Consider the following 22919-nt stretch of genomic DNA (forward strand, 5'->3'; position numbering starts at 1 on the left):
GAAAAGAATGGATAACAACATTTTTAATAACATTGAAAAAGAAGCGAAAGTGAATAAAGAAGATATTTTTAAATTAGCATCATCTGTACAAAATGCGAATTTACGTGATGAGACTGTACTTCGTCAATTGATTCATCAAGTGGCTCTTATGGCAGGACGTGAAGTGCCGAAAGAACAAGAGGATCAAATTGTAAAAGCGATTATTAACAATAATATGCCGACAGATTTTGGCTCGTTAAGCAAAATGTTTAAAAAATAAAATATGAGAAACAAAGAGTTTGTAGATTGCATATGATAGCCATGAAAGTATGGGAATAGAGCTGTTTTGGGCATATTTGGTCAACCGAAGCGAGTGTATCACTCGCTTCGGTTTTATTTTTATCCCGCTTTAATGGGCAGTAAGACCCCCACCTCAAAATTCAGCGAAAGCAAAGAAGTTAGGTGGGGGATCAACTGCCCATAAAAGCCCGATTGGTTCAACTAATAATCAGTGGGGGATGAAGAACCCCCCACTGATTAAAGTTTCACTTTATCTAGATTTGTAGTAAAATGTTTTTTTTTGTATTTGTTTAAAGATTTTAATTTGTTAAAATAGTATAAAAATAGATTAATAAAAAGGGGGTGTGTATATGTCGGAAGGGCTTATAAAAATGTGGTTTGCTCTAGGGGCAATTGGATTTATGTTTTTTGCAGTAAGTTTTATTTTGCTAAGCAGATATAAAATAAAGAATAAATTTTTGAAAGGGATTACAGCGTTGGTAGCGTACACCCTTATGATTGTATCAGGAATTGTTATTTTTCTTGTTGTATTTAGTGGACCTGTACAGCAGTAAAGGGAATGGTACGGAGCGAGTTATATTAGTATGAAAAGGTGATTGCTAGTGAAAAAAGTCCATATTATTTTAATATTTTGTTGTATGAGCATTTTAACAGGATGTCTGTATCCAAAAGAAAATATGAAACAAAATGCTGTGCCTTATGAAGAGCAGCTGCAGGTCGTTCAAAAAGCTGTTGCGACATTTAAGGAGCAAAATGACGGGATATTGCCAATTAAGACGCGGGATATGAATACGCCTATTTATCAAAAATATCCAATCGATTTTCAAAAGATTTCTCCGCGTTACATACAAGAAGCGCCAGGGAATGCCTATGAAAGCGGGGGAGTATATCAATACGTATTAATAGACGTTGAAACAAACCCGACAGTAAAGTTAATTGATGTGAGGATGGCTGAACAAATTCAGCAATTATCATTAAAGCTTAGGATGTATCGAGATGAACATCAATATCCACCTTTTAAAAAGGTAATTTCAGATGGTGTGTATGAATTAGATTTCAAAAAACTTGGATATAAAGATGTACCGCAAGTGACAAGTCCGTATTCTGGTAAAGGACTTCCGTTTGTAATTAACGAAAAGGGAGAAATTTATGTTGATTATAGAATCGACTTATATGAAGCGCTGAAAAAAAACGAAGGACAATTTAAGGAGGGGGAAGATATTCGGAATATACTTTCGAAAGATTCTCCATTTGTACCTGCGTATTCTTTACCGTATACGGTAAAGAATGGAGAACCAATTTTTTTAAAATCATAAGTCATGAACCTTTCTTTTAGTGAATAAGTTCTAGAAGAAAGGTTTTTTATGTTACACAACTTGCGATGCAAACAAAAGGTATTTTTTTAATAGTCATATGAAATTGGACAAAATTATATGATATATTGTCCGAACTTCTAGAATACCATTATATTATATCAGATATTATAGGCAACGTTAGAGAAGGTATTAGTTGACTATAAACGTGGAATTATTCCCAAAAATATTGAGGGAGGGAATCACTTGGAAAAGGTAGATATTTTTAAAGATATTGCGGAACGCACAGGCGGTGATATTTATTTTGGAGTTGTAGGAGCTGTTCGAACAGGAAAATCAACATTCATCAAAAAATTTATGGAACTTGTAGTTATTCCTAATATTGAAAATGAGTCTGACCGTCAAAGAGCGCAGGATGAACTACCTCAAAGTGCTGCTGGCCGTACAATCATGACGACGGAACCGAAGTTTGTTCCAAACCAAGCGGTTTCTATCGAAGTAGATGAAGGTCTTGAAGTGAATATTCGATTAGTAGATTGCGTCGGATATACAGTTCCAGGAGCAAAAGGCTATGAAGATGAGAATGGCCCGCGCATGATTAATACTCCTTGGTATGAAGAACCTATTCCATTCCATGAAGCTGCAGAAATCGGAACACGGAAAGTAATTCAAGAACATTCAACAATTGGTGTTGTAATTACAACAGATGGAACGATTGGTGAAATTCCAAGAAGAGATTATATAGAGGCAGAAGAACGCGTCGTAAATGAGCTAAAAGAAGTCGGAAAACCTTTCATTATGATCATTAACACTGTACAGCCGTATCATCCAGATACAGAGCAATTGCGCCAAAGCTTATCTGAAGAATATGATATCCCAGTCATTGCGATGAGTGTTGAAAGTTTAAGAGAAACAGATGTATACAATGTACTTCGAGAGGCGTTATTTGAGTTCCCTGTTTTAGAAGTGAATGTGAACCTTCCGAGCTGGGTAATGGTGCTAAATGAAGGGCATTGGTTACGCCAAAGTTATCAAGAAGCCGTTCAAGAGACTGTGAAGGATATAAAACGTCTTCGTGATGTAGACCGTGTCGTATGGCAGTTTAGTCAGTATGAATTTATTGATCGAGCGAGCCTAGCTGGCATTGATATGGGGCAAGGCGTAGCAGAGATTGATCTATATGCACCAGATGAATTATATGATCAAATTTTAAAAGAAGTAGTAGGGGTAGAAATTCGAGGGAAAGATCATTTATTGAAGCTTATGCTCGATTTATCTCATGCGAAAATAGAATATGATCAAGTGGCGGATGCCCTGCGTATGGTAAAACAAACAGGATATGGTGTAGCGGCGCCTGCGTTAGCTGATATGAGCTTAGATGAGCCAGAAATTATTCGTCACGGTTCAAGGTTTGGTGTGAAATTAAAAGCGGTAGCACCATCTATTCACATGATTAAAGTTGATGTGGAGTCCACGTTTGAGCCAATTATTGGTACTGAAAAACAAAGTGAAGAACTAGTTCGTTACTTAATGCAAGATTTTGAAGATGATCCATTATCAATTTGGAATTCTGATATATTTGGACGTTCGCTGAGCTCGATTGTTCGGGAAGGTATTCAAGCGAAACTATCTTTAATGCCAGAAAATGCGAGATATAAATTAAAAGAAACGCTAGAAAGAATTATTAATGAAGGATCTGGCGGATTAATCGCGATTATATTATAAGAAAAAATCCCTCTCATCGTAGAGGGATTTTTTAAATTTTCGCATACAAAATAGGAAAATAAATAGCCATTATCTAATATATTGTTGTAAATTGTCAAGTTTCATCAGATTTTCACATTTTAAGAGTAACAATTTCCTTAAAAATATTGAATTATAAAGGAGAATCGTATAATATAGGCGTTGATAATGATTTATCTACATCTTTGTAGTATAGAATTTGTAAAAATTGCCTACAAATGAAAGTAAGACTCATTTTATGATCATTATACAGTCTTATCTTTGGGAGGAGGTGAATGGCATGAACAAGACAGATTTAATCAATGCTGTTGCAGAAGCAAGTTCCCTTTCTAAAAAGGACGCAACAAAAGCAGTAGACGCTGTTTTTGATTCTATCTTAGAAGCTTTAAAACAAGGTGATAAAGTACAACTGATCGGATTCGGTAACTTCGAAGTTCGTGAGCGTGCGGCTCGTAAAGGTCGTAACCCACAAACAGGTGAGGAGATTGAAATCGCTGCAAGTAAAGTACCTGCATTCAAACCTGGTAAAGCGTTAAAAGATGCGGTTAAATAATCCTTACATATTAACAGGGAAGAAGAGTTTCCTTTTAGGAAACTCTTCTTTTTGCTTTTAAAAACATAAATATGCTAGAATGTGTTCGTATCACTTTTAGGTTTTCGGGAGGGCTAGCGGATGGCAAAAGTTAATTTAGAACAAATTGAACATGCAGTACGTCTTATTTTAGAGGCAATCGGAGATGACCCAAATCGTGAGGGAGTACTTGATACACCAAAGCGTGTTGCAAAAATGTACGCAGAAGTGTTCTCAGGTATGCATGAAGATCCGAAAGAACATTTGCACAAAGTGTTCGGAGAAGATCACGAGGAGCTTGTACTAGTAAAAGATATACCGTTTTATTCGATGTGTGAGCATCATTTAGTTCCATTCTATGGAGTTGCTCACGTTGCATATATTCCGCAAGGCGGAAAAGTGACAGGGTTAAGTAAATTAGCTCGTACTGTAGATACAATTGCACGTCGTCCACAACTGCAAGAACGTATTACATCAACAGTAGCGAACTCTATTATGGAAGTACTAGAGCCGCATGGTGTAATGGTAGTAGTAGAAGCGGAACATATGTGTATGACGATGCGTGGTGTGAAAAAGCCAGGTGCAAAAACAGTAACAACAGCAGTACGTGGTGTACTAGAAAATGATGCTGCAGCACGTAGTGAAATTTTATCTTTTATTAAAACGAAGTAAAGAAAAGTGGGAAACTGCTTTTCTTTTTTTTTTTTTTTTTTTTTAATAAATGATATAGTTTTAGCAAGGCAGAGTGAGAATAGAAAGGCTACTTAAAAGAATAGAAGATGTTATGTAGTTCGATAGAAGTTTGGAAAGAGTAGCCAAGTTTTGGTTATAGAAAATAGAGTGTATGTGTTATAATAAGTTTTATGAATTAGAAAACAAGGGTGATTTTTGTGTGTGACATCTACGGAGGGTATGCGGGTATAAGAGAGAAATTGATGGTGAAATTACGCCATCCTTATTTTATAAACTATATTGAAGAACCATTTATTGATGAAGAGAAAATAGCATTGTTATATGGTGCTTTAAAAGGTGCAAATTTACATATAAAACAAATTGAGCATTATGTAGTGACGATTATGCTTGTGCAAATTGCGCTTGATACACATGAAAGAGTATCGAATAAAGTAGGGGAAGAAGCGAATGAATCGCATAAGCGCCGCCAGTTAACAGTGCTTGCTGGTGATTATTATAGCGGGTTATATTATTACTTATTATCTATGAATCGTGATATTGTTTTAATTCGTGCGCTTGCTGAAGGAATTAAAGAAATTAATGAACACAAAATAATGTTATATCAAAAAGCGCATAAAACGATGGATGACATACTGGAAAGTGTAGTAACGATTGAGTCTGCACTTTTGCAAAAAACATGTGATCATTTTCATTTATCGCATTGGAAATCGTTTATAACATATGTATTAGGGAAAAATCGTCTCCAAAAAGAATGTGAATTACATGTTGAAAAACAGCATTCACCTGTTTTTCAAGCGGTTCAAGAGATTTTGAACGATAAAGCGGATGCAGAAACAGTTATGAATGGATGGATGATGGAACTCGGAAAGAAAGAAAATCAATTTTTAGAAAATCACACAGATATAAGCGAAATAAACTCTGTGTTAAGAGATAAATCGAAGACATAAGCAATTTTACATTGGAAGAAGGTACGAGCATGCAACAATCAAAAGAAGAAAGAGTACATGATGTATTTGAGAAAATCTCTGATAAATACGATGTAATGAATTCTGTAATTAGTTTTCAAAGGCATAAAGCGTGGCGTAAAGAGACGATGCGCATTATGGATGTAAAACCAGGTAGTAAAGCGCTTGATGTTTGCTGCGGGACAGCGGACTGGACAATTGCGCTAGCTGAAGCAGTGGGTGAACAGGGCAAGGTTGTTGGTTTAGACTTCAGTGAAAATATGTTATCTGTTGGTAAGCAAAAGGTAGAGGCTTTACAATTAAAACAAGTAGAACTTCTACACGGAAATGCAATGGAACTTCCATTTGAAGATAACACATTTGATTATGTAACGATTGGATTTGGTTTACGTAACGTACCGGATTATATGCACGTATTAAAAGAAATGACGCGTGTAGTAAAACCGGGTGGAAAAGTAATTTGTTTAGAAACATCTCAACCAACAATGATTGGTTTTCGACAAGGTTATATTTTATACTTTAAATATATCATGCCGTTATTTGGAAAGTTATTTGCGAAAAGTTATAAAGAATATTCATGGCTGCAAGAATCTGCTAGTACATTCCCAGGTATGAAAGAATTGGCTAATATGTTCGAAAAAGCTGGACTTGAACGTGTGCAAGTGAAGCCATTTACTTTTGGGGTAGCAGCGATGCATTTAGGTATGAAACCAGAATCAAAATAGAAAAAAGAAGTTTTAGGTTAAGGTGAACAATATGAAGTTACAACTTATGTACTCTTTTTTACGATCGGATATTAATGTGATAGAAAAAGAATTAAAAAAGACAGTTGCTTCTGAACAGCCATTAGTAGAAGAGGCGGCATTACAACTTATTGAAGCTGGTGGGAAGCGAATTCGTCCTGTATTTGTGTTGCTTGCAGGGAAATTTGGAGATTATAAGTTAGACGCAATTAAGCATGTAGCTGTTGCGTTAGAACTTATTCATATGGCTTCTCTTGTTCACGATGATGTTATTGATGCCGCGTTTTTACGACGTGGTAGTGCAACTGTGAATGCGAAATGGGGAGATCGTATTGCCATGTATACAGGGGACTATTTATTCGCTAAGTCTCTTGAATGTATAACGAATATTGAAATTCCAGAGGCACATCAGGCTCTATCGCATACCATTTTAGAAGTTTGTAAAGGTGAAATCGAACAAATTAAAGATAAGTATGACTATGACCAAAATTTAAGAACATATTTAAGAAGAATAAAGCGAAAAACCGCATTATTAATTGCTGCAAGTTGCCAATTAGGAGCAATTGCTGCTGGCGCTAATCGTGATACAGTAAGTCGTCTGTTTTGGTATGGCTATTTCGTAGGGATGTCGTATCAAATTATTGATGATATTTTAGACTTCGTTTCCACAGAAGAGAAACTTGGAAAACCTGCTGGTGGTGATTTATTGCAAGGAAACATTACGCTTCCTGCTCTATATGCTATGGAAGATCCGGTTCTTTGTAAGAAAATCAAATCTGTACATGAAAATACAACAGCGGACGAAATGAAAGAAATTATTGAGGCTGTAAAAAATAGTGATGCTATTGATAAAGCATTTGCGTTTAGTGAACGTTATTTACATAAAGCATTAGAAATTATAAAACCACTCCCACGTGGACAAGCAAAGTATGCATTACAAAATGTAGCAAAGTATATTGGGAAACGAAAATTTTAGTGTTTTTTCTAAAAAATAAAATAATCTCTCTATTTCAAAACTATTGCACAATTGTGATAAGGGTGTTAATATGTGTGTGGGGATATACAATTACATACATAATTCAGAAGTGGAGAGATTTTTTATGGAAAAAACATTTCTAATGGTTAAACCAGACGGTGTACAACGTGCCTTCATTGGGGAAATTGTAGCTCGTTTTGAGAAGAAGGGCTTTCAATTAGTTGGTGCAAAATTAATGCAAGTCACTCCGGAAATTGCTGGACAACATTATGCTGAGCACACAGAGAAACCTTTCTTTGGTGAATTAGTAGACTTTATTACATCTGGCCCTGTATTTGCAATGGTATGGCAAGGTGAAGGTGTAGTAGATACAGCTCGTAACATGATGGGTAAAACAAGACCACATGAAGCAGCTCCTGGAACAATTCGTGGAGATTTCGGTGTAACTGTTGCGAAAAATATTATCCATGGTTCTGATTCGTTAGAAAGTGCAGAGCGCGAGATTGCTATTTTCTTTAAAGAAGAAGAATTAGTTGACTACTCAAAATTAATGAATGAATGGATTTACTAATTATTTTGAAATAATTTGTAAACGCTTTAATCACTGTGATAATAGTAGAAAGTGCAAGGAGAATAGGGGTATTCTTCTTGCACTTTTTTTATTTCTATTAGTTACGAAGTTAGAGCTGTTATGATATATTGATATGTAAAGTAACGGCCTATCGGAGAATAAGCGAATGGCTGATGTATTCATAACTCTTTCATATTTTTAGAGTAATGAAAGATAATATTATTGCTTAATATAGCGAGATAAATACATATACGAAAAGAGGAATAACGTATGCGATATATTACAGCTGGTGAATCTCATGGTCCACAACTTACAACGATTATAGAAGGTGTTCCGGCCGGACTACCATTAGTAGCGGATGATATAAATGAAGAGTTAGCTAGAAGGCAAAAGGGATATGGGCGCGGTAGACGCATGCAAATTGAAACAGATCAAGTGCAAATTGTAAGTGGTGTTAGACATGGAGAGACATTAGGTTCTCCAATTGCGCTTGTTGTCGAAAACCGTGATTTTGCACATTGGACAAAAATTATGGGTGCAGAGCCGTTAACGGAACAAGAAGAAAAAGAAATGAAAAGGAAAGTAACAAAACCAAGACCTGGACATGCTGATTTAAATGGTGCGATTAAATATGGTCATAGAGATATGAGAAATGTACTGGAACGTTCTTCGGCTCGCGAAACGACAGTACGTGTTGCTGCTGGTGCGGTTGCTAAAAAAGTGTTGGCGGAACTTGGTATTGCAGTAGCAGGCCATGTAATTGAAATTGGTGGTGTACAGGCTAAGGAGACTACGTATCGTTCAATTGAAGAATTAAAAAGTATTACAGAAGCATCACCTGTACGTTGTTTAGATGAAGAAGCTGGTAATCAAATGATAAAAGCAATTGATGATGCGAAATCAAATGGTGATTCAATTGGTGGCATCGTTGAAGTAATTGTGGAAGGAATGCCGATTGGAGTAGGAAGCTATGTGCATTATGATCGGAAACTAGATGCAAAATTAGCAGCCGCAATGATGAGCATTAATGCTTTTAAAGGTGTTGAGATTGGAATTGGTTTTGAAGCAGCGCATAGACCGGGCAGCGAAGTTCATGATGAAATTGTGTGGAATGAAGAGCATGGATATACAAGAAGAACAAATAACGCGGGTGGCTTAGAAGGCGGTATGACGACTGGAATGCCAATTGTTGTACGCGGTGTGATGAAACCGATACCTACACTATATAAACCGCTGCAAAGTGTCGATATTGATACGAAAGAGCCTTTTACAGCAAGTATTGAACGTTCAGATAGTTGTGCTGTTCCAGCAGCTAGTGTCGTTGCAGAAGCGGTTGTAGCTTGGGAATTAGCTACAGCTCTAATAAAACAATTCGGATTAGATCGTATGGACCTTATTCGTGAAAATATTGAGAGACATAATGAATATGCGAGGGGATTTTAATGGGAAACATACATATTCAAACGAAATCAAAAGAATATGATGTATATGTAGGGAAAGAATCGTTGTCACATTTGACAACGATTGTTCAAAATATGAAGCCATCTGTATCAAACATCATGATTATTTCAGATGAAGCTGTTGCATCTTTACATTTACAGACGGTTGTAGATGCGTTGCAAATAGAGAAAAAAGTATTTTCATTCGTTGTACCGAGTGGTGAAAAAGAGAAGTCCTTTGAAAATTTCTATGCGGCTCATACGTCAGCTCTTGAAAATAAATTAGATAGAAATTCTTTAATTATCGCACTTGGAGGCGGGATGATTGGAGACTTAGCTGGTTTTGTTGCTGCGTCATTTATGCGTGGAATTCGCTTTGTTCAAGTTCCGACGACTTTATTAGCTCACGATAGCGCAGTAGGTGGGAAAGTAGCAATCAATCATCCGTTAGGTAAAAATATGATAGGTGCATTCCATCAACCAGAAGCAGTCGTATATCATACGCCGTTTTTACAGTCTCTTCCTGAAAAAGAGTGGCGCTCAGGTTATGCAGAAGTGATAAAACATGCTCTAATTGGTGATGTGAAACTATATCATTGGCTAAAAGAAGAAGTGCAAACATTAGCAGATCTTCGTGATGAGAAATTAATCCACATATTAAAGAAGGCGATTCCTGTAAAGGCAAACATTGTAGCACAAGATGAAACAGAAAAAGGTGTACGTGCTCATTTGAACTTTGGACATACGTTAGGTCATGCTCTTGAAAAAGAACTAGGATACGGAAATATTACTCACGGTGACGGAGTAGCGGTTGGAATGTTATTTGCTATATTCCTAAGTGAGCAAGTGTATAAGGTTAATCTTGCTTATGAAGAGATGAAGCAGTGGTTTTTAAAGTACGGTTATCCAAAAATGCCAAGTGATTTGAATGTAGAACGCCTCGTCGGGTTGATGAAACAAGATAAGAAAGCGAATGCTGGAGCAATTCATATGGTACTTATGCAGGAATATGGGGTAGTGAATGTCGTATCTATTCCAGATGAGACTGTTCATATTGCGTTAGAGGCATTTCAAAAGGATATGGTTTAAGAGCTAAGGAGTGCTTGTTTCAAGGTGTCCTCGTAATAGTGACGGTTAAGATAAACGATTGCAGTGAGAGATTATAACCTCATTGTAATCGAATTGAATAAAACGACTGGGGGAAGAAAAATGAGAGTAAAAGAACAATTGTTAACTTTGAGAGCGTATGTGCCTGGGAAAAATATTGAAGAAGTAAAAAGGGAATATGGATTATCAAAAATTGTGAAATTAGCATCGAACGAAAATCCATTCGGTTGCTCAGCGCGTGTAACAGAAGCATTAACTTCTTTAGCGAGCCAATATGCCCTTTATCCAGATGGATATGCCTTTGAACTTCGGAAAAAAGTAGCGGAACATTTAGGTGTAAAAGCAGAACAACTACTATTTGGTAGTGGATTAGATGAAGTCATTCAAATGATTAGCCGTGCATTACTACACGAAGGAACAAATGTTGTAATGGCGAATCCGACATTCTCGCAATACCATCACCATGCTGTTATTGAAGGAGCAAAAGTTCGTGAAGTACCACTTAAAGATGGCATTCATGATTTAGATGCGATGCTAGAGCAAGTAGATGATAAAACGAAGATCGTATGGATTTGTAATCCGAATAATCCGACAGGTACATATGTAGAGAAACAAAAATTACTTTCATTTTTAGAATCAGTTCCTAAGTCAGCGCTCGTTATTATGGACGAGGCATATTATGAATATGCGGGGGCAGAAGACTATCCGCAAACGTTGCCACTTCTTGAAAAGTATGGAAATCTTATGATTTTACGCACGTTTTCAAAAGCATACGGTTTAGCCGCTTTCCGTATTGGGTATGGGGTTGGTAATGAGCAGTTAATTGGGCAATTAGAAGTAGCAAGGTTACCATTTAATACATCGACTGTAGCGCAATCTGTAGCACTCGCTGCTTTAGAAGATCAAGCATTTTTACAAGAATGTGTGAAAAAGAATGAAGAAGGTTTACATCAGTATTATGCATTTTGTAAGGAATATAACGTATTCTATTATCCATCTCAAACAAATTTCATTTTCTTAAAGCTCGGTATTCCTGGTAATGAGGCTTTCGAACGATTAATGAAGAAAGGCTATATCGTTCGTTCTGGTGCTGCATTTGGTATACATGATGGCATTCGTATTACTGTCGGTTTGAAAGAAGAAAATGATGAAATTATAGAACTGTTGAAAGAGCTTGTAAACGAGCAAGTAAAGAAAGAAGAAACATACTCTTAAGAGTTTGTAAAGGCTCCTAATATAGGAGTCTTTTTTATTTAAATAAAGAAGAACTGTAAAGAGTTCGTGCGGGCTAATAATTCATAAGGGGAGTTATTTGCACGGTCATAAAAGAAAACGGTACAATAGAAAGTAGTAATGCGGTATCGGTGTCATATTTGAATCGTTATCAGTGAAAGTACAAGAAGAAGTATGCTCATTCTAAAGGTTGCGTTCTTACACCTAGTTGCTTATGATAAAGTGAAACTTTAATTAGTAGGGGGATGTTTATCCCCCGCTGATTATTAGTTGAACCAATCGGGCTTTTACGGGCAGTTGACCCAAAAACTAACTTCTTTGCCTTAGCTGAATTTTGAGGTGGGGTCTTACTGCCTGTTAATAGCGGGGTAAATGAACAGAAAAGAATATTTTTTAGAATTAAAGGAGACGTTTATGCAAAAGTTTGAACAAGCTGTTTCATATATTGAAAATGGTGAAGCGGAAAAAGGATTACAATTATTAAAAGAACAATTAAAAATTGCGAATGATGAAGAGAAGTATGATATCGCTCGCTATTATCATACACTTGGATTTACGGATGAAGCGTTAGCTATTACAGAAGACTTACGTTTATTGTATCCAGAGGAAAGTGAATTCACTGTATTTTTAGCAGAATTATATATTGATCTAGACAAAGAAGATGAAGCGATTGAAGTGCTTCATGATATTCCAGAAAATGATGATTTATATGTTCAATCGTTATTACTTGTTGCGGATTTATTCCAAATGCAAGGTTTCGATGATGTAGCAGAACAAAAACTATTAAAGGCGAAAGAAATGATGCCTGACGAGCCTGTCATTACGTTTGGATTAGCAGAGTTATATAGTAGTAAAGGTGAAGAACAAAAGGCAATCACTTATTATGAGTCGCTATTAGCGGAACATAAAGTAATGGGTGGTGTTGTCATTGCGCTACGCCTTGGAGAAACGTTAAGCGCGATTGGAAATTGGGAAGAGGCGATTTCTTACTACGAAGCAGGTTTAGAGGAACAAAAAGATATTCACTCATTATTTGGATATGCCTTCACGTTATACCAAGGTGAAGAATACCAACGAGCAATTGGTGCTTGGCAAGAACTGAAAGAATTAGATCCTGAGTATGCATCGCTTTACATGTATTTAGCGAAAAGCTATGAAAAAGAAGGGATGCTTCAAGAAAGCTATGAAACACTTCATGAAGGAATTAAAGTAGATGAGCTTTCTGTACCATTTTATGTAGAATTAGCAAACATTGCAGCGAAATTAGGGAAAATTGCGGAAGCAGAGGAAGTACTTCAAAAAGCGCTTGAGTTAGATCCAGGACATTTAGGTGCAACATTAAAATATGCGTACATCTTAAAGGAACAAGAAAAATATGAAGAGTTAATCGCTGTTGTAGAGCGTGCAATTGATAGCGGAGAACCAGATACACAACTACTTTGGGATCTTGCATTTGCAAAAAAACAATTAGAAATGTATTCGGATGCATTAAAACACTATGAAAGTGCATATACTTCTTTTAAGAATCATCCAGACTTCTTGGAAGAGTACGGTTATTTCTTATTGGAAGAAGGTATGCGAAAAGAGGCGAAAGAAGTATTTACTCAGTTAATACAACTAGACCCGACACAAATTCATATTGAAGAATTGTTATATAATTTAGAGGATTTTTCATAAGTTGGAAGGAAACTGAATGCCGCTTCTTGAATCTAAAAAGAAAAGAGAAAGACAGAGGAGGGACTTAATTGCTATGAATACCCCTGTTTCTGTAAACGAGAAGAAGGATTTTGTAAAATGGTTTTTGAATAATTACCAACTGAAACAGCGTGAATGTGTATGGATTTTGAATTATTTAATGAGTCACGACCAATTGATGCATAAAGTCCACTTCGTAGAGCATGCAAAATATTGTCCGCGTGGCTTAGTAATGTCCGCGAATTGTGTAAAAGATACACCGTTTCACTTTTTTAAACAAAATGTTATGACAACAGATGCTGAAAAATCGTTTCATGATATTCGTTTAAATCGAGATGAGGATATTTATATTCAACTCAATTTTAAATCATCGTTTCAAAATGCCAACTATGTAGCTGTATTAGAAGAAAACCCGTATTTACCAAAGCACATTGAAGTAAATGAAAAAGATCGTTTACTTGCAGAAAGGTTTTTAGAAGAAAGTGTATTTTCTTTTAGAAGAGAACGTCTTCTAAAGCAAATTGATGAAGCGCTGGATAAGCAAGATAAGGAAGCGTTTCATAGGTTAACAGCGGAGTTAAAGATGTTATAAAATTCATTTGGATTCATAAAATTTTACAAATTTCAGACTTTTTAAGAAAAACTACCTTAATATAGGGAGTTTTTCTTTTTTTACCTCTTTTAGTATGGTTTAATATATATAAAGTGAAAGTTCTGTCATTTCCAGGTGAGGGAGGGAAGAAATTTGAAATGGATTGTAAAAGATGTGGAGCAGTTTGAGCAAGCAAGAGAATATGTAGATACGGGTGTTATACCACTTTTATCAATTTCAGCAGCAAAAGAAATGAAAACGGTAGTAGAACAAGGCGAATTTATCGAATTGTTGAGTATGGAGCTAGAAAGAGAATATAAAGGAAGAGTGCTTTTACTACCTGCATTTACGTATTTAGTAGAAAGTCAAAAAAACGAAAAAGGTCGTTTGCAAGAATGGACAAATCATTTGAGAAAGCAAGGTTTTAAGCATATTGCTTATGTTACAAGTGATTTTTCATGGAAAGAAGATATGCAAGAATTGCAGGGAGATTTATTTTGGTTTCCTTCATTAGCGTTAGAACAATTTAGTGATCAAGCGAAAAGAGAAGTGATTCATGCACATATAAAAAATATAATGGTAATGTTAGAAGAAAAATGGGGAAAACAATAATAAACAGAAAGTTCTTATTATTATGAGTAGTATGATATTGACCTGTGCATGAGCGTATTATATCATGATAGTGTCCTAGTTTTTATTTTTTATATAATTTATCACGAGGGGACAATTTCTGATAGAGGGGGGAAATTTTCGTGAGCGAGAAAGAACATCGTGTGTCAAGAAGACAGTTTTTAAATTACACCCTTACAGGGGTAGGAGGCTTTATGGCAGCGGGTATTTTAATGCCGATGACGCGATTTGCGCTTGATCCGGTGTTAAGAAAAGAAGCGGGAACGGATATGGTTGCTGTTGCACAAGTAAAGGATATTACAACAGAGCCGAAACGTTTCGACTTTAAGGTGAAGCAGGTTGATGGTTGGTACAAGTCCGAAGAGCCAAAATCAGCTTGGGTTCATAAAGATGAAAGCGGAGACATTGTTGCGTTCTCTCCAGTATGTAAACATTTAGGATGTACGGTTAACTGGAATTCGGACAAAGCACATCCGAATCAATTCTTTTGTCCATGTCACGGGGGCCGTTACACAAAAGACGGAATTAACATTAAAGGCACGCCGCCCCTTGCTCCACTTGATGTATACGAATCTAAAGTGAAAGATGGAACGTTGTATCTAGGAAAAGCGAAGCCAAGAGGGGGTGCAAAGTAGATGCTAAATAAAATTTATGATTGGGTAGATGAAAGGTTAGATATTACACCAATATGGCGTGATATCGCTGATCATGAAGTACCTGAACATGTAAACCCGGCACATCACTTTTCTGCATTCGTTTATTGCTTTGGCGGACTTACCTTTTTCGTTACTGTAATTCAAATTTTATCTGGAATGTTTTTGACGATGTATTATGTGCCTGATATTAAAAATGCTTGGGAATCGGTTTATTATTTGCAAAATGAAGTTGCATATGGGCAAATTGTTCGTGGTATGCACCACTGGGGTGCTAGTCTCGTAATTGTAATGATGTTTTTACATACACTTAGAGTTTTCTTCCAGGGTGCGTATAAAAAGCCTCGTGAGCTAAATTGGATTGTTGGTGTTCTTATTTTCTTTGTTATGTTAGGTCTTGGTTTTACCGGATATTTATTACCGTGGGATATGAAAGCGTTATTTGCTACGAAAGTAGGGATTCAAATTGCAGAGCAAACGCCGCTCATTGGTCCTTACATTAAAACATTACTCGCTGGTCATTCCGAAATTGTTGGCGCTCAAACATTAACTCGCTTCTTTGCTATTCACGTCTTCTTCTTACCAGCAGCACTTCTAGGTTTAATGGCCTTCCACTTCATCATGATTCGCAAACAAGGTATTTCCGGTCCACTATAAGAGATTGCTAAATTAAAGGGGAAAGAACTAAAGGAGGGAGATTATGCATCGCGGCAAAGGGATGAAGTTTGTAGGAGATTCTCGGGTACCAGTAGCTCGGAAACCAAACATTCCAAAAGACTATTCGGAATACCCAGGGAAAACAGAAGCATTTTGGCCGAACTTCTTGTTAAAAGAATGGATGGTTGGTGCAGTTTTTTTAATCGGTTATTTATGTTTAACAGTGGCGCATCCGTCACCGCTTGAAAGAATGGCGGATCCAACTGATGCTGGGTATATACCACTTCCAGATTGGTATTTCTTATTCTTGTATCAGTTATTAAAGTATTCTTATGCTTCTGGCTCATTTACTGTAATTGGAGCGTTCATTATGCCAGGGATTGCGTTTGGCGCATTACTGTTAGCTCCATTTCTTGATCGAGGCCCAGAAAGACGCCCATTGAAGCGTCCTGTAGCAACGGGATTTATGCTTTTAGCAATTGCATCGATTATCTTTTTAACTTGGGAATCTGTAGCACACCACGACTGGGAAGCTGCAAAAAAACAAGGAGCAATTGTAAAAACAGCACCAGTTGATAAAAATGATGACGGTTATAAATTAATGCAAAAAAATACTTGTTTAACATGTCACGGTGACAATTTACAGGGCGGAGCAGCAGCACCGGCACTGCAAAATTTAACTTTGAAGCCAGAAGAAATTGCTAAAATTGCGAAAGAGGGAAAAGGTTCCATGCCTAAAGGTGTATTTAAAGGTACAGATGAGGAGCTGAAGAAGCTTTCGGAATTCGTTGCAAAGTATAATAAAAAATAATAAAAAGCTGACTACAAAATTTGTAGTCAGCTTTTTATTTTGATGATAGAAAGTTTACTATATAATAGAGTAGAGTTTGATGAAAGAATGAAAGGTGTTGGACATACAACTTGGTTTATTTGTATGCAATGTTAAGACAACGCTCCGTATTATTATTTTTATTAGTTGTTAACATATTAGGTACAATATACGGATTTATATGGTATGGAAATCAATTAAAAGAAACTTCACCTATATTTTGGCCGTTTGTACCCGATAGTCCTATGGCAAGTCTCTTTTTTGTCTTTGTTTTAATTGCTTTTTTAATAAAAAGAAATTGGGGATTAATAGAGGCGCTAGCGATTGTTACTTTAATAAAATATGGAATATGGGCTGTTGTTGTAAATGGGATTATGATCTATGTAAAAGGTCCTATTGGCTTTATCGGGTATATGTTAATGCTTTCACATTTTGCGATGGCAGTACAAGCAGTGCTATATGCACCGTTTTACCGTATAAAAAAATGGCATTTTGCAGTAGCAGCTATATGGACATTACATAACGATGCAATTGATTATTTGTTTTGGCAAATGCCGAGATACGGAATTATGCATTTGTTTGTAGGGGAAATTGGTTATTTTACGTTCTGGTTAAGCATTGCTGTGCTTTGTATGACATATTATTATTGCTTACGTGAGAATCGAAAACAGTTTTCTTTATAATCGTTAGAACATTAGGGGGAGAAAATGAAGAAAAATACGAGTGGTACAAAAATATTGGATCGATTGATTACGATAATTGTTTCATATAGCATAGCATTTTCTATATTTGCACTCGCAACAACGGCGGTTGTATACGGAAAATGGCTATATTATTTTGAAATTGATTTTTTAAACATTCCAGATTTAGCAGATATGACGAAGGATGATATTAAAAGAAATTATGATGTGCTTATCACATATTTATCTCCGTTTTATGACGGTGCATTACAGTTGCCCACATTAGATATGTCTACAAATGGTCGTATTCATTTTGTAGATGTTAAAAATATTTTAGTAAAGATACAATATGTAATGTATGCGACAATTATAATTGCAATAGTAGGCGGCATGTATTTATTAAAAAAGAAAAATGAAAAGTTTTTACTGCATGGATCGATTGTAACAATTATCTTTCCGATTGCGCTTGTGTTACCAATCGCTATTAATTTTGAAAAGAGTTTTGTATTATTCCATAAGCTTTTATTCAGTAATGATTATTGGATGTTTGATATTGAAACGGATCCGATTATATTAATGTTACCAGAAGAGTTCTTTATGCATGCAGCGTGTGCTATTTTATTATTTATTTTATGTGGTAGCATAATTTGTTATAGCTTGTATAAATATTTTGTAAAAAAGAAAAGGATTTCAAAAGAAAAATTCTCTGTTTAAAGAGAATTTTTTTGTTTGTAAAACGATAATATATTTTTCCGTCCAGTTCTGTTCTATTCTTGTCCAAATTAACATATTTTGTACTAGTAGTTATAGGGGGGACCGTGATGAAGAGAACATTAGTTGGATTGATAGCATTTCTAATTATAATGTTTCCGTTACGTATATATGCTGAAGAGTGGAGTGAACTAACAGGCTTGTTGGATGACTCATTACAATTAGTGAAGCGTAATGAAGATGAAAAAGCAGTACAAGTATTACAACATTTCTCGGAGCAGTTTGTCATAAAGGGGAATGAAAAGAAGCAAGAAGTAACGCCAGATCAAGTTAGAGTTATTTCTTTAGCTTACGACAAAGCGAAACAATCTCTCGCGGAAGAAGAGGTAAGTAAACAAGTTAAAATTGATAATGTACTAGCACTGCAGCTCGCTGTTGATGCACAAGTATCGAAGTACCAACCACTTTGGATGGAAAGAGAAGGAAAAGTAATGGATGCCTTTTCTCAAATGGAAAAAGCGATGACAAAAGAAGATACGGGACAGTTTCAACAAACGTTAAACACATTTTTACATGAATTTAATATTATTTATCCAAGCTTAATGATAGCTCTGCCAGAAAACGAAGTGCAGCGTGTAAATGCCCATTTATCTTATTTGGATGAATTCCGTAACGTTATGTTAAAAACGAAAGGTGGGCAAATGCAAGTAGGAATCATTAAAGGGGATTTACAAAAGATATTTCATACAGTAAAAAAAGACGAAATTGCACCCTCTCTCATTTGGTTTATGACAATTACTGGAGGTCTTATTTTATTCACATTAACTTATGTTGGATGGAGAAAGTATAAAGGGGAGAGAGAAAAAAGAAAAAGTAATGTACATTCTAAGAATAGATAATGTAATAAATAAAGATACGGATTGTAAGGTTTATTCATTGACAATGGTGGCAGAAGAAAATAGAATGAGAAGTACTATAATTAAAACTTCAATGGAGGTTCATGATGTTTTATTTAATTTACTTCGCGATCATTTTGATCATACCGTTGTACGCACAGTCAAAAGTACGTAGTGCCTATAGCAAGTATTCACAAGTTTACTCAACATCAGGTATGACAGGAGCAGAAGTGGCTCGGAAAATTTTAGATGAGAATGGATTATACAACGTAGCCGTTGAAGAAACACCAGGTCATTTATCAGACCATTATGATCCAACTGCAAAAACAGTTCGATTATCAACAGATAACTATTACGGTCATTCAGTTGCTGGTACAGCAGTTGCAGCACACGAAGTAGGACACGCAATTCAAGATGCAAAAGATTATAACTTTATGCGCGTTCGTCATTCGTTAGTGCCAGTTGCAAACTTTGGTTCGAATATGTCTTGGATTTTCGTCCTAATCGGTATATTTGCACAAATGTCTGGTTTGTTGTTATTAGGTATCATTTTAATGGCAGCAGGTGTTGTGTTCCAACTTGTTACATTACCAGTTGAATTTGATGCATCCAAGCGTGCAATGCAACAAATTGAAGCGTTAGGTATCGTATCAACTGATGAATATGGGCAAGCTCGTAAAGTATTAAATGCGGCAGCATTAACATATGTAGCAGCTGCAGCTGTAGCGGTATTTGAATTATTACGTCTTGTATTGATTTATACTGGTATGCAGCGTAGCGACGACTAAAGACTATCAATTATGATAGTCTTTTTTGTTTTATGAATTGAATTATATAATATATGGCAAGTAGCAATAATAGAAGTAATGCGGAAAGGTGGTGGGGCAAATGAAATATCCAAGTCATTTAGTAAAACAAGTGAAAGAACGTAGTGCTCCTTATCAGCTAGAAGGCTTTTTAAGTGGACAAGGTCCTGAAAATCCTAAATTTATGTTGTTAGGAGAAGCGCCTGGTGAAACAGAAATTCATAATGGGATTCCGTTTAGCGGGAGGGCAGGAAAACAATTAATGGGTTTTTTAGAACGTATTCACGTTACAAGGGATGAAGTATATATTACGAGCGCTGTTCGGAGTAGACCTTATAAATGGCGAGAGAAAAAAGAACGAAATGGTGAAATCATACAAAAAAAGTATAATAGAACGCCAAATCAAGGAGAAATAGTTGCCCATGCGCCTTTGTTAGATTATGAATTAGAGAAAATAAATCCGAAACTTATCGTCACGCTTGGCAATATCGGTCTTCAACGTTTAACAGGAAAAGATAAAAAAATCACAGACGTACACGGACAATTATTCAAACAGCCCATTCAAAAATTAAAGGATATGCAAAGTGCAGAGTTTACATGGTCAGAGAAAGAATATTATATTTTTCCGACATTTCACCCTGCTTCCATTTTTTATAATCGGAGTTTATTGGAGCTTATTTATGAGGATTTAGAGAAACTTAAGCGATATGTAATAAAAAACTAGAAAAGCTAAAAAGCTTTTCTAGTTGTGTTTACGTATGTAATGGATTTTTATTTTCATCCAATGTAAAACCTTCACCAACTACATCATGTACGTCAGTTACAGCAACAAAGGCGTGAGGATCTACAGAAGTAATAATGTTTTTTAGTTTCACGATTTCATTTTTAGCAACAACGCAATACAATACGTTCCGTTCCACTTTTGTATACGACCCAACAGCTTTTAAAAAGGTTGCTCCGCGCTCCATCTCAGATAAAATTTTGGCAGCAATTTCATCGTTTTTATCTGAGATAATCGTTGCTCCTTTTGCTGCATAGGCTCCTTCTTGCATAAAATCAATCACTTTCGCTCCGATAAAAACAGCAACTAACGTATACATACCCTCGCGATATGATAAATAGGTAAGGATAGAGACGATAATGACGATAGCATCAAACATAAACATCGTTTTCCCCATACTCCAGCCAACATATTTATGAGCGAGTCTCGCGATAATATCTACACCGCCAGTAGTTCCGCCGTATTTAAATATAATCCCAAGACCGATACCAATAAATGCTCCGGCGAATAAAGCAGCAAGTGTCATATCGTTTTGTAAGTTTACATGTAAGTTGAGAACTTCGTAACGCTGAAAAATCCATAGAAATAAAGATACGCTAAAGGTGCCGATTAGTGTATATATAAATGTCGTTCTTCCAAGTAATTTCCAACCAATAAAAAATATAGGGATATTTAAAAGTAAGTTTGAATAAGAAGGGTCAAACTTAAATAGAAAATACAATAATAGTGTAATACCGGTAAATCCACCTTCTGCAAGGTGATTTTCAATATTGATATTCACAATACCGAAAGAAAAAATAGCGGAACCGATTAAAATGAAAATGATATTTCGAATCTTCAAATTTGATGTCATATAGAAATCCCCCTAATTATGTAAATGGCATTGCTCCGCTGAAACGGTAAAACATAATGATAAGTAATTTCTAGTTGCTAGTGAAAATAGTGAAGGCTGTAAAAACGCAAAAGAAGTTTCACTTTACCCCGTTCCAACGGCTGGTAGGGAATAAAGCAAGGAAGCAGGGAAAACCAGTCGTTGGAACCCGATTGGTTTAGGTTGATCTTTTGCCAAAAATGCAAAAGAAAGTTTCACTTTATTATAATCTTTCCCAAAAAGGGTCGCAAATAGGTGTTTGGCGGGGAATAATATTTGTCAAATCGCGATGAATTGGCTAACATGAAAGAGGAAGGATTAGAGGTGAATTGTATGGAAGCGAAAACGATGAAGGATATGCAGAAAGAAGTAGATGCATATATTGGTCAGTTTAAAGAAGGTTATTTCAGTCCACTTGCAATGATGGCTCGTTTAACGGAAGAAATGGGGGAGCTTGCAAGAGAGGTTAATCATTATTATGGTGAGAAACCGAAGAAAACAACTGAAACAGAACGTAGTATTGAAGAAGAGCTTGGAGATGTATTATTTGTTATGATTTGTATGGCAAATAGTTTAAATATTGATTTAGAAACAGCACATAACATTGTAATGAATAAATTTAATACTCGCGATAAAGATCGCTGGACACGTATTGATGAGGGAGAGAAAGAATAATGAAAGAAATTAAAGTAATTATCGCTGGACCAAGAGGACGTATGGGACATGAAGCAGTTCTTCTTATGGAAAGAACGGAACATTTTAATTTAGTAGCAGCAGTGGATTATAAGCATGGTGGAGAGAAAATCTCTGATTTACCTGGAATGCCAGCGTTAGATACACCTATTTACGCGGATTTACATACTTGTTTAGAGGAAGTAGAAGCAGATGTGTTGTTAGATTTAACAACGCCAGAAGTTGGAAAACAACACGTTACACTAGCAGTTGAGCGTGGACTTCGTTCTGTTATTGGTACAACTGGATTTACAGAAGAAGAGCTAAAACAATTAACCGAGACTGCAAAAGAAAAAGCAGTAGGAACAATTATCGCTCCAAACTTTGCAATTGGTGCAGTTCTTATGATGAAATTCTCACAAATGGCAGCGAAGTACTTCCAAGATGTTGAAGTAATTGAATTGCATCATGATCAAAAGTTAGATGCACCATCTGGTACTGCGGTAAAAACAGTAGAATTGATTCGTCAAAATCGTGAATCTAAGCAGCAAGGTCATCCAAATGAAGTAGAGCAACTAAAAGGAGCTCGTGGTGCAAACGTAGACGGCATTCACATTCATAGTGTACGTTTACCAGGACTTATTGCACACCAAGAAGTAATGTTTGGTGGAGACGGACAAATGTTAACAGTTCGCCATGATTCATTCAATCGTGCATCATTTATGTCTGGTGTAAAACTATCAATTGAGACAGTAATGAATCTAGATCATCTTGTGTACGGTTTAGAAAATATTATCGACTAAAGGGGAGACA

Annotated in this window: 27 protein-coding genes; 26 read left to right on the forward strand and 1 reads right to left on the reverse strand. The window is 36.0% G+C overall.

Annotation, left to right across the window (positions count from 1 at the left end; all coding sequences use genetic code 11):
- Nucleotides 1-7: 7 nt before the first annotated feature.
- The 24 genes from MR083_RS08530 to MR083_RS08645 all read left to right on the forward strand — a co-directional run bounded on the left by MR083_RS08530 (nucleotide 8) and on the right by MR083_RS08645 (nucleotide 20506).
- Nucleotides 8-259 carry a stage VI sporulation protein F gene (locus MR083_RS08530; protein ID WP_000369754.1) on the forward strand — a complete coding sequence of 84 codons (252 nt, stop codon included), beginning with the start codon at nucleotides 8-10 and terminating at the stop codon, nucleotides 257-259.
- 370 nt (nucleotides 260-629) lie between these two features.
- A complete protein-coding gene (locus MR083_RS08535; protein ID WP_001288995.1) occupies nucleotides 630-833 on the forward strand; it encodes a DUF2768 domain-containing protein in 204 nt (67 codons plus the stop codon).
- Nucleotides 834-881: 48 nt separating this feature from the next.
- Entirely contained in the window at nucleotides 882-1595 is a 714-nt protein-coding gene (locus MR083_RS08540) for a hypothetical protein (RefSeq protein ID WP_000755476.1), read from the forward strand.
- 243 nt (nucleotides 1596-1838) lie between these two features.
- Complete coding sequence (spoIVA, locus tag MR083_RS08545; protein WP_000416519.1) at nucleotides 1839-3317, forward strand: stage IV sporulation protein A; 1479 nt, start codon at nucleotides 1839-1841, stop codon at nucleotides 3315-3317.
- 298 nt (nucleotides 3318-3615) lie between these two features.
- On the forward strand, nucleotides 3616-3888 hold the full coding sequence (locus MR083_RS08550; RefSeq protein ID WP_001043860.1) for an HU family DNA-binding protein: 273 nt from the start codon (nucleotides 3616-3618) through the stop codon (nucleotides 3886-3888).
- A 120-nt stretch (nucleotides 3889-4008) separates the two neighbouring features.
- Nucleotides 4009-4578 (forward strand): GTP cyclohydrolase I FolE, encoded by a 570-nt coding sequence (gene folE, locus MR083_RS08555; protein ID WP_001151482.1) that lies wholly within the window; start codon nucleotides 4009-4011, stop codon nucleotides 4576-4578.
- A 218-nt stretch (nucleotides 4579-4796) separates the two neighbouring features.
- The gene (locus tag MR083_RS08560) at nucleotides 4797-5546 is read left to right on the forward strand and encodes a heptaprenyl diphosphate synthase component 1 (protein WP_016717014.1); all 750 of its coding nucleotides are present in this window, start codon (nucleotides 4797-4799) and stop codon (nucleotides 5544-5546) included.
- A gap of 29 nt (nucleotides 5547-5575) precedes the next feature.
- Nucleotides 5576-6289: a 2-heptaprenyl-1,4-naphthoquinone methyltransferase gene (gene menG, locus MR083_RS08565; RefSeq protein WP_001187662.1), complete on the forward strand. Its 714-nt coding sequence runs from the start codon at nucleotides 5576-5578 to the stop codon at nucleotides 6287-6289.
- 31 nt (nucleotides 6290-6320) lie between these two features.
- Nucleotides 6321-7283 carry a heptaprenyl diphosphate synthase component II gene (gene hepT, locus MR083_RS08570; RefSeq protein WP_000776070.1) on the forward strand — a complete coding sequence of 321 codons (963 nt, stop codon included), beginning with the start codon at nucleotides 6321-6323 and terminating at the stop codon, nucleotides 7281-7283.
- 124 nt (nucleotides 7284-7407) lie between these two features.
- Nucleotides 7408-7854 carry a nucleoside-diphosphate kinase gene (gene ndk, locus MR083_RS08575; protein ID WP_000415885.1) on the forward strand — a complete coding sequence of 149 codons (447 nt, stop codon included), beginning with the start codon at nucleotides 7408-7410 and terminating at the stop codon, nucleotides 7852-7854.
- 270 nt (nucleotides 7855-8124) lie between these two features.
- Nucleotides 8125-9297: a chorismate synthase gene (gene aroC / locus MR083_RS08580; protein WP_242268954.1), complete on the forward strand. Its 1173-nt coding sequence runs from the start codon at nucleotides 8125-8127 to the stop codon at nucleotides 9295-9297.
- Complete coding sequence (gene aroB, locus MR083_RS08585; protein WP_242268956.1) at nucleotides 9297-10382, forward strand: 3-dehydroquinate synthase; 1086 nt, start codon at nucleotides 9297-9299, stop codon at nucleotides 10380-10382. The genes aroC and aroB overlap by 1 nt, the downstream gene beginning before the upstream one ends.
- Nucleotides 10383-10502: 120 nt before the next feature.
- Nucleotides 10503-11615, forward strand: a complete 1113-nt coding sequence (gene hisC, locus MR083_RS08590; protein WP_242268958.1) for a histidinol-phosphate transaminase — start codon at nucleotides 10503-10505, stop codon at nucleotides 11613-11615.
- A 432-nt stretch (nucleotides 11616-12047) separates the two neighbouring features.
- Nucleotides 12048-13310 carry a tetratricopeptide repeat protein gene (locus MR083_RS08595; RefSeq protein ID WP_001168676.1) on the forward strand — a complete coding sequence of 421 codons (1263 nt, stop codon included), beginning with the start codon at nucleotides 12048-12050 and terminating at the stop codon, nucleotides 13308-13310.
- Between the two features lie 73 nt (nucleotides 13311-13383).
- Complete coding sequence (locus MR083_RS08600; RefSeq protein WP_001095923.1) at nucleotides 13384-13920, forward strand: ReoY family proteolytic degradation factor; 537 nt, start codon at nucleotides 13384-13386, stop codon at nucleotides 13918-13920.
- Nucleotides 13921-14055: 135 nt separating this feature from the next.
- Nucleotides 14056-14532 (forward strand): YpiF family protein, encoded by a 477-nt coding sequence (locus tag MR083_RS08605; protein WP_116733345.1) that lies wholly within the window; start codon nucleotides 14056-14058, stop codon nucleotides 14530-14532.
- A gap of 140 nt (nucleotides 14533-14672) precedes the next feature.
- The gene (gene qcrA, locus MR083_RS08610) at nucleotides 14673-15185 is read left to right on the forward strand and encodes a menaquinol-cytochrome c reductase iron-sulfur subunit (RefSeq protein ID WP_001290418.1); all 513 of its coding nucleotides are present in this window, start codon (nucleotides 14673-14675) and stop codon (nucleotides 15183-15185) included.
- Nucleotides 15186-15860, forward strand: coding sequence for a menaquinol-cytochrome c reductase cytochrome b subunit (gene qcrB, locus MR083_RS08615; protein ID WP_000932700.1), 675 nt, complete (start codon nucleotides 15186-15188; stop codon nucleotides 15858-15860).
- Between the two features lie 43 nt (nucleotides 15861-15903).
- Complete coding sequence (gene qcrC / locus MR083_RS08620; RefSeq protein WP_000554603.1) at nucleotides 15904-16671, forward strand: menaquinol-cytochrome c reductase cytochrome b/c subunit; 768 nt, start codon at nucleotides 15904-15906, stop codon at nucleotides 16669-16671.
- Nucleotides 16672-16781: 110 nt separating this feature from the next.
- Nucleotides 16782-17372: a lipoprotein heptaprenylglyceryl N-acetyltransferase LhaT gene (gene lhaT, locus MR083_RS08625; RefSeq protein ID WP_000262825.1), complete on the forward strand. Its 591-nt coding sequence runs from the start codon at nucleotides 16782-16784 to the stop codon at nucleotides 17370-17372.
- Nucleotides 17373-17396: 24 nt separating this feature from the next.
- Nucleotides 17397-18083 (forward strand): lipoprotein intramolecular transacylase Lit, encoded by a 687-nt coding sequence (lit, locus tag MR083_RS08630; protein ID WP_000742534.1) that lies wholly within the window; start codon nucleotides 17397-17399, stop codon nucleotides 18081-18083.
- A gap of 107 nt (nucleotides 18084-18190) precedes the next feature.
- Nucleotides 18191-18979 carry a sporulation protein YpjB gene (gene ypjB, locus MR083_RS08635; protein ID WP_000831687.1) on the forward strand — a complete coding sequence of 263 codons (789 nt, stop codon included), beginning with the start codon at nucleotides 18191-18193 and terminating at the stop codon, nucleotides 18977-18979.
- A gap of 104 nt (nucleotides 18980-19083) precedes the next feature.
- Nucleotides 19084-19764, forward strand: coding sequence for a zinc metallopeptidase (locus MR083_RS08640; protein ID WP_000499537.1), 681 nt, complete (start codon nucleotides 19084-19086; stop codon nucleotides 19762-19764).
- A 100-nt stretch (nucleotides 19765-19864) separates the two neighbouring features.
- Entirely contained in the window at nucleotides 19865-20506 is a 642-nt protein-coding gene (locus MR083_RS08645; protein WP_000876953.1) for a uracil-DNA glycosylase, read from the forward strand.
- Between the two features lie 28 nt (nucleotides 20507-20534).
- Here the strand turns inward: MR083_RS08645 and MR083_RS08650 are convergent, their stop codons facing one another.
- Nucleotides 20535-21416, reverse strand: a complete 882-nt coding sequence (locus MR083_RS08650) for a YitT family protein (protein ID WP_000203310.1) — start codon at nucleotides 21414-21416, stop codon at nucleotides 20535-20537.
- Nucleotides 21417-21767: 351 nt separating this feature from the next.
- Here MR083_RS08650 and MR083_RS08655 point away from each other — a divergent pair, with 351 nt between their 5' ends.
- On the forward strand, nucleotides 21768-22109 hold the full coding sequence (locus MR083_RS08655; RefSeq protein WP_001992677.1) for a nucleotide pyrophosphohydrolase: 342 nt from the start codon (nucleotides 21768-21770) through the stop codon (nucleotides 22107-22109).
- On the forward strand, nucleotides 22109-22909 hold the full coding sequence (gene dapB / locus MR083_RS08660) for a dihydrodipicolinate reductase (RefSeq protein ID WP_000658804.1): 801 nt from the start codon (nucleotides 22109-22111) through the stop codon (nucleotides 22907-22909). Before MR083_RS08655 ends, dapB begins: the two co-directional genes overlap by 1 nt.
- Nucleotides 22910-22919: the final 10 nt, after the last annotated feature.

The organism is Bacillus cereus group sp. BfR-BA-01408, assembly GCF_022663305.1.
Lineage (GTDB): Bacteria > Bacillota > Bacilli > Bacillales > Bacillaceae_G > Bacillus_A > Bacillus_A pacificus.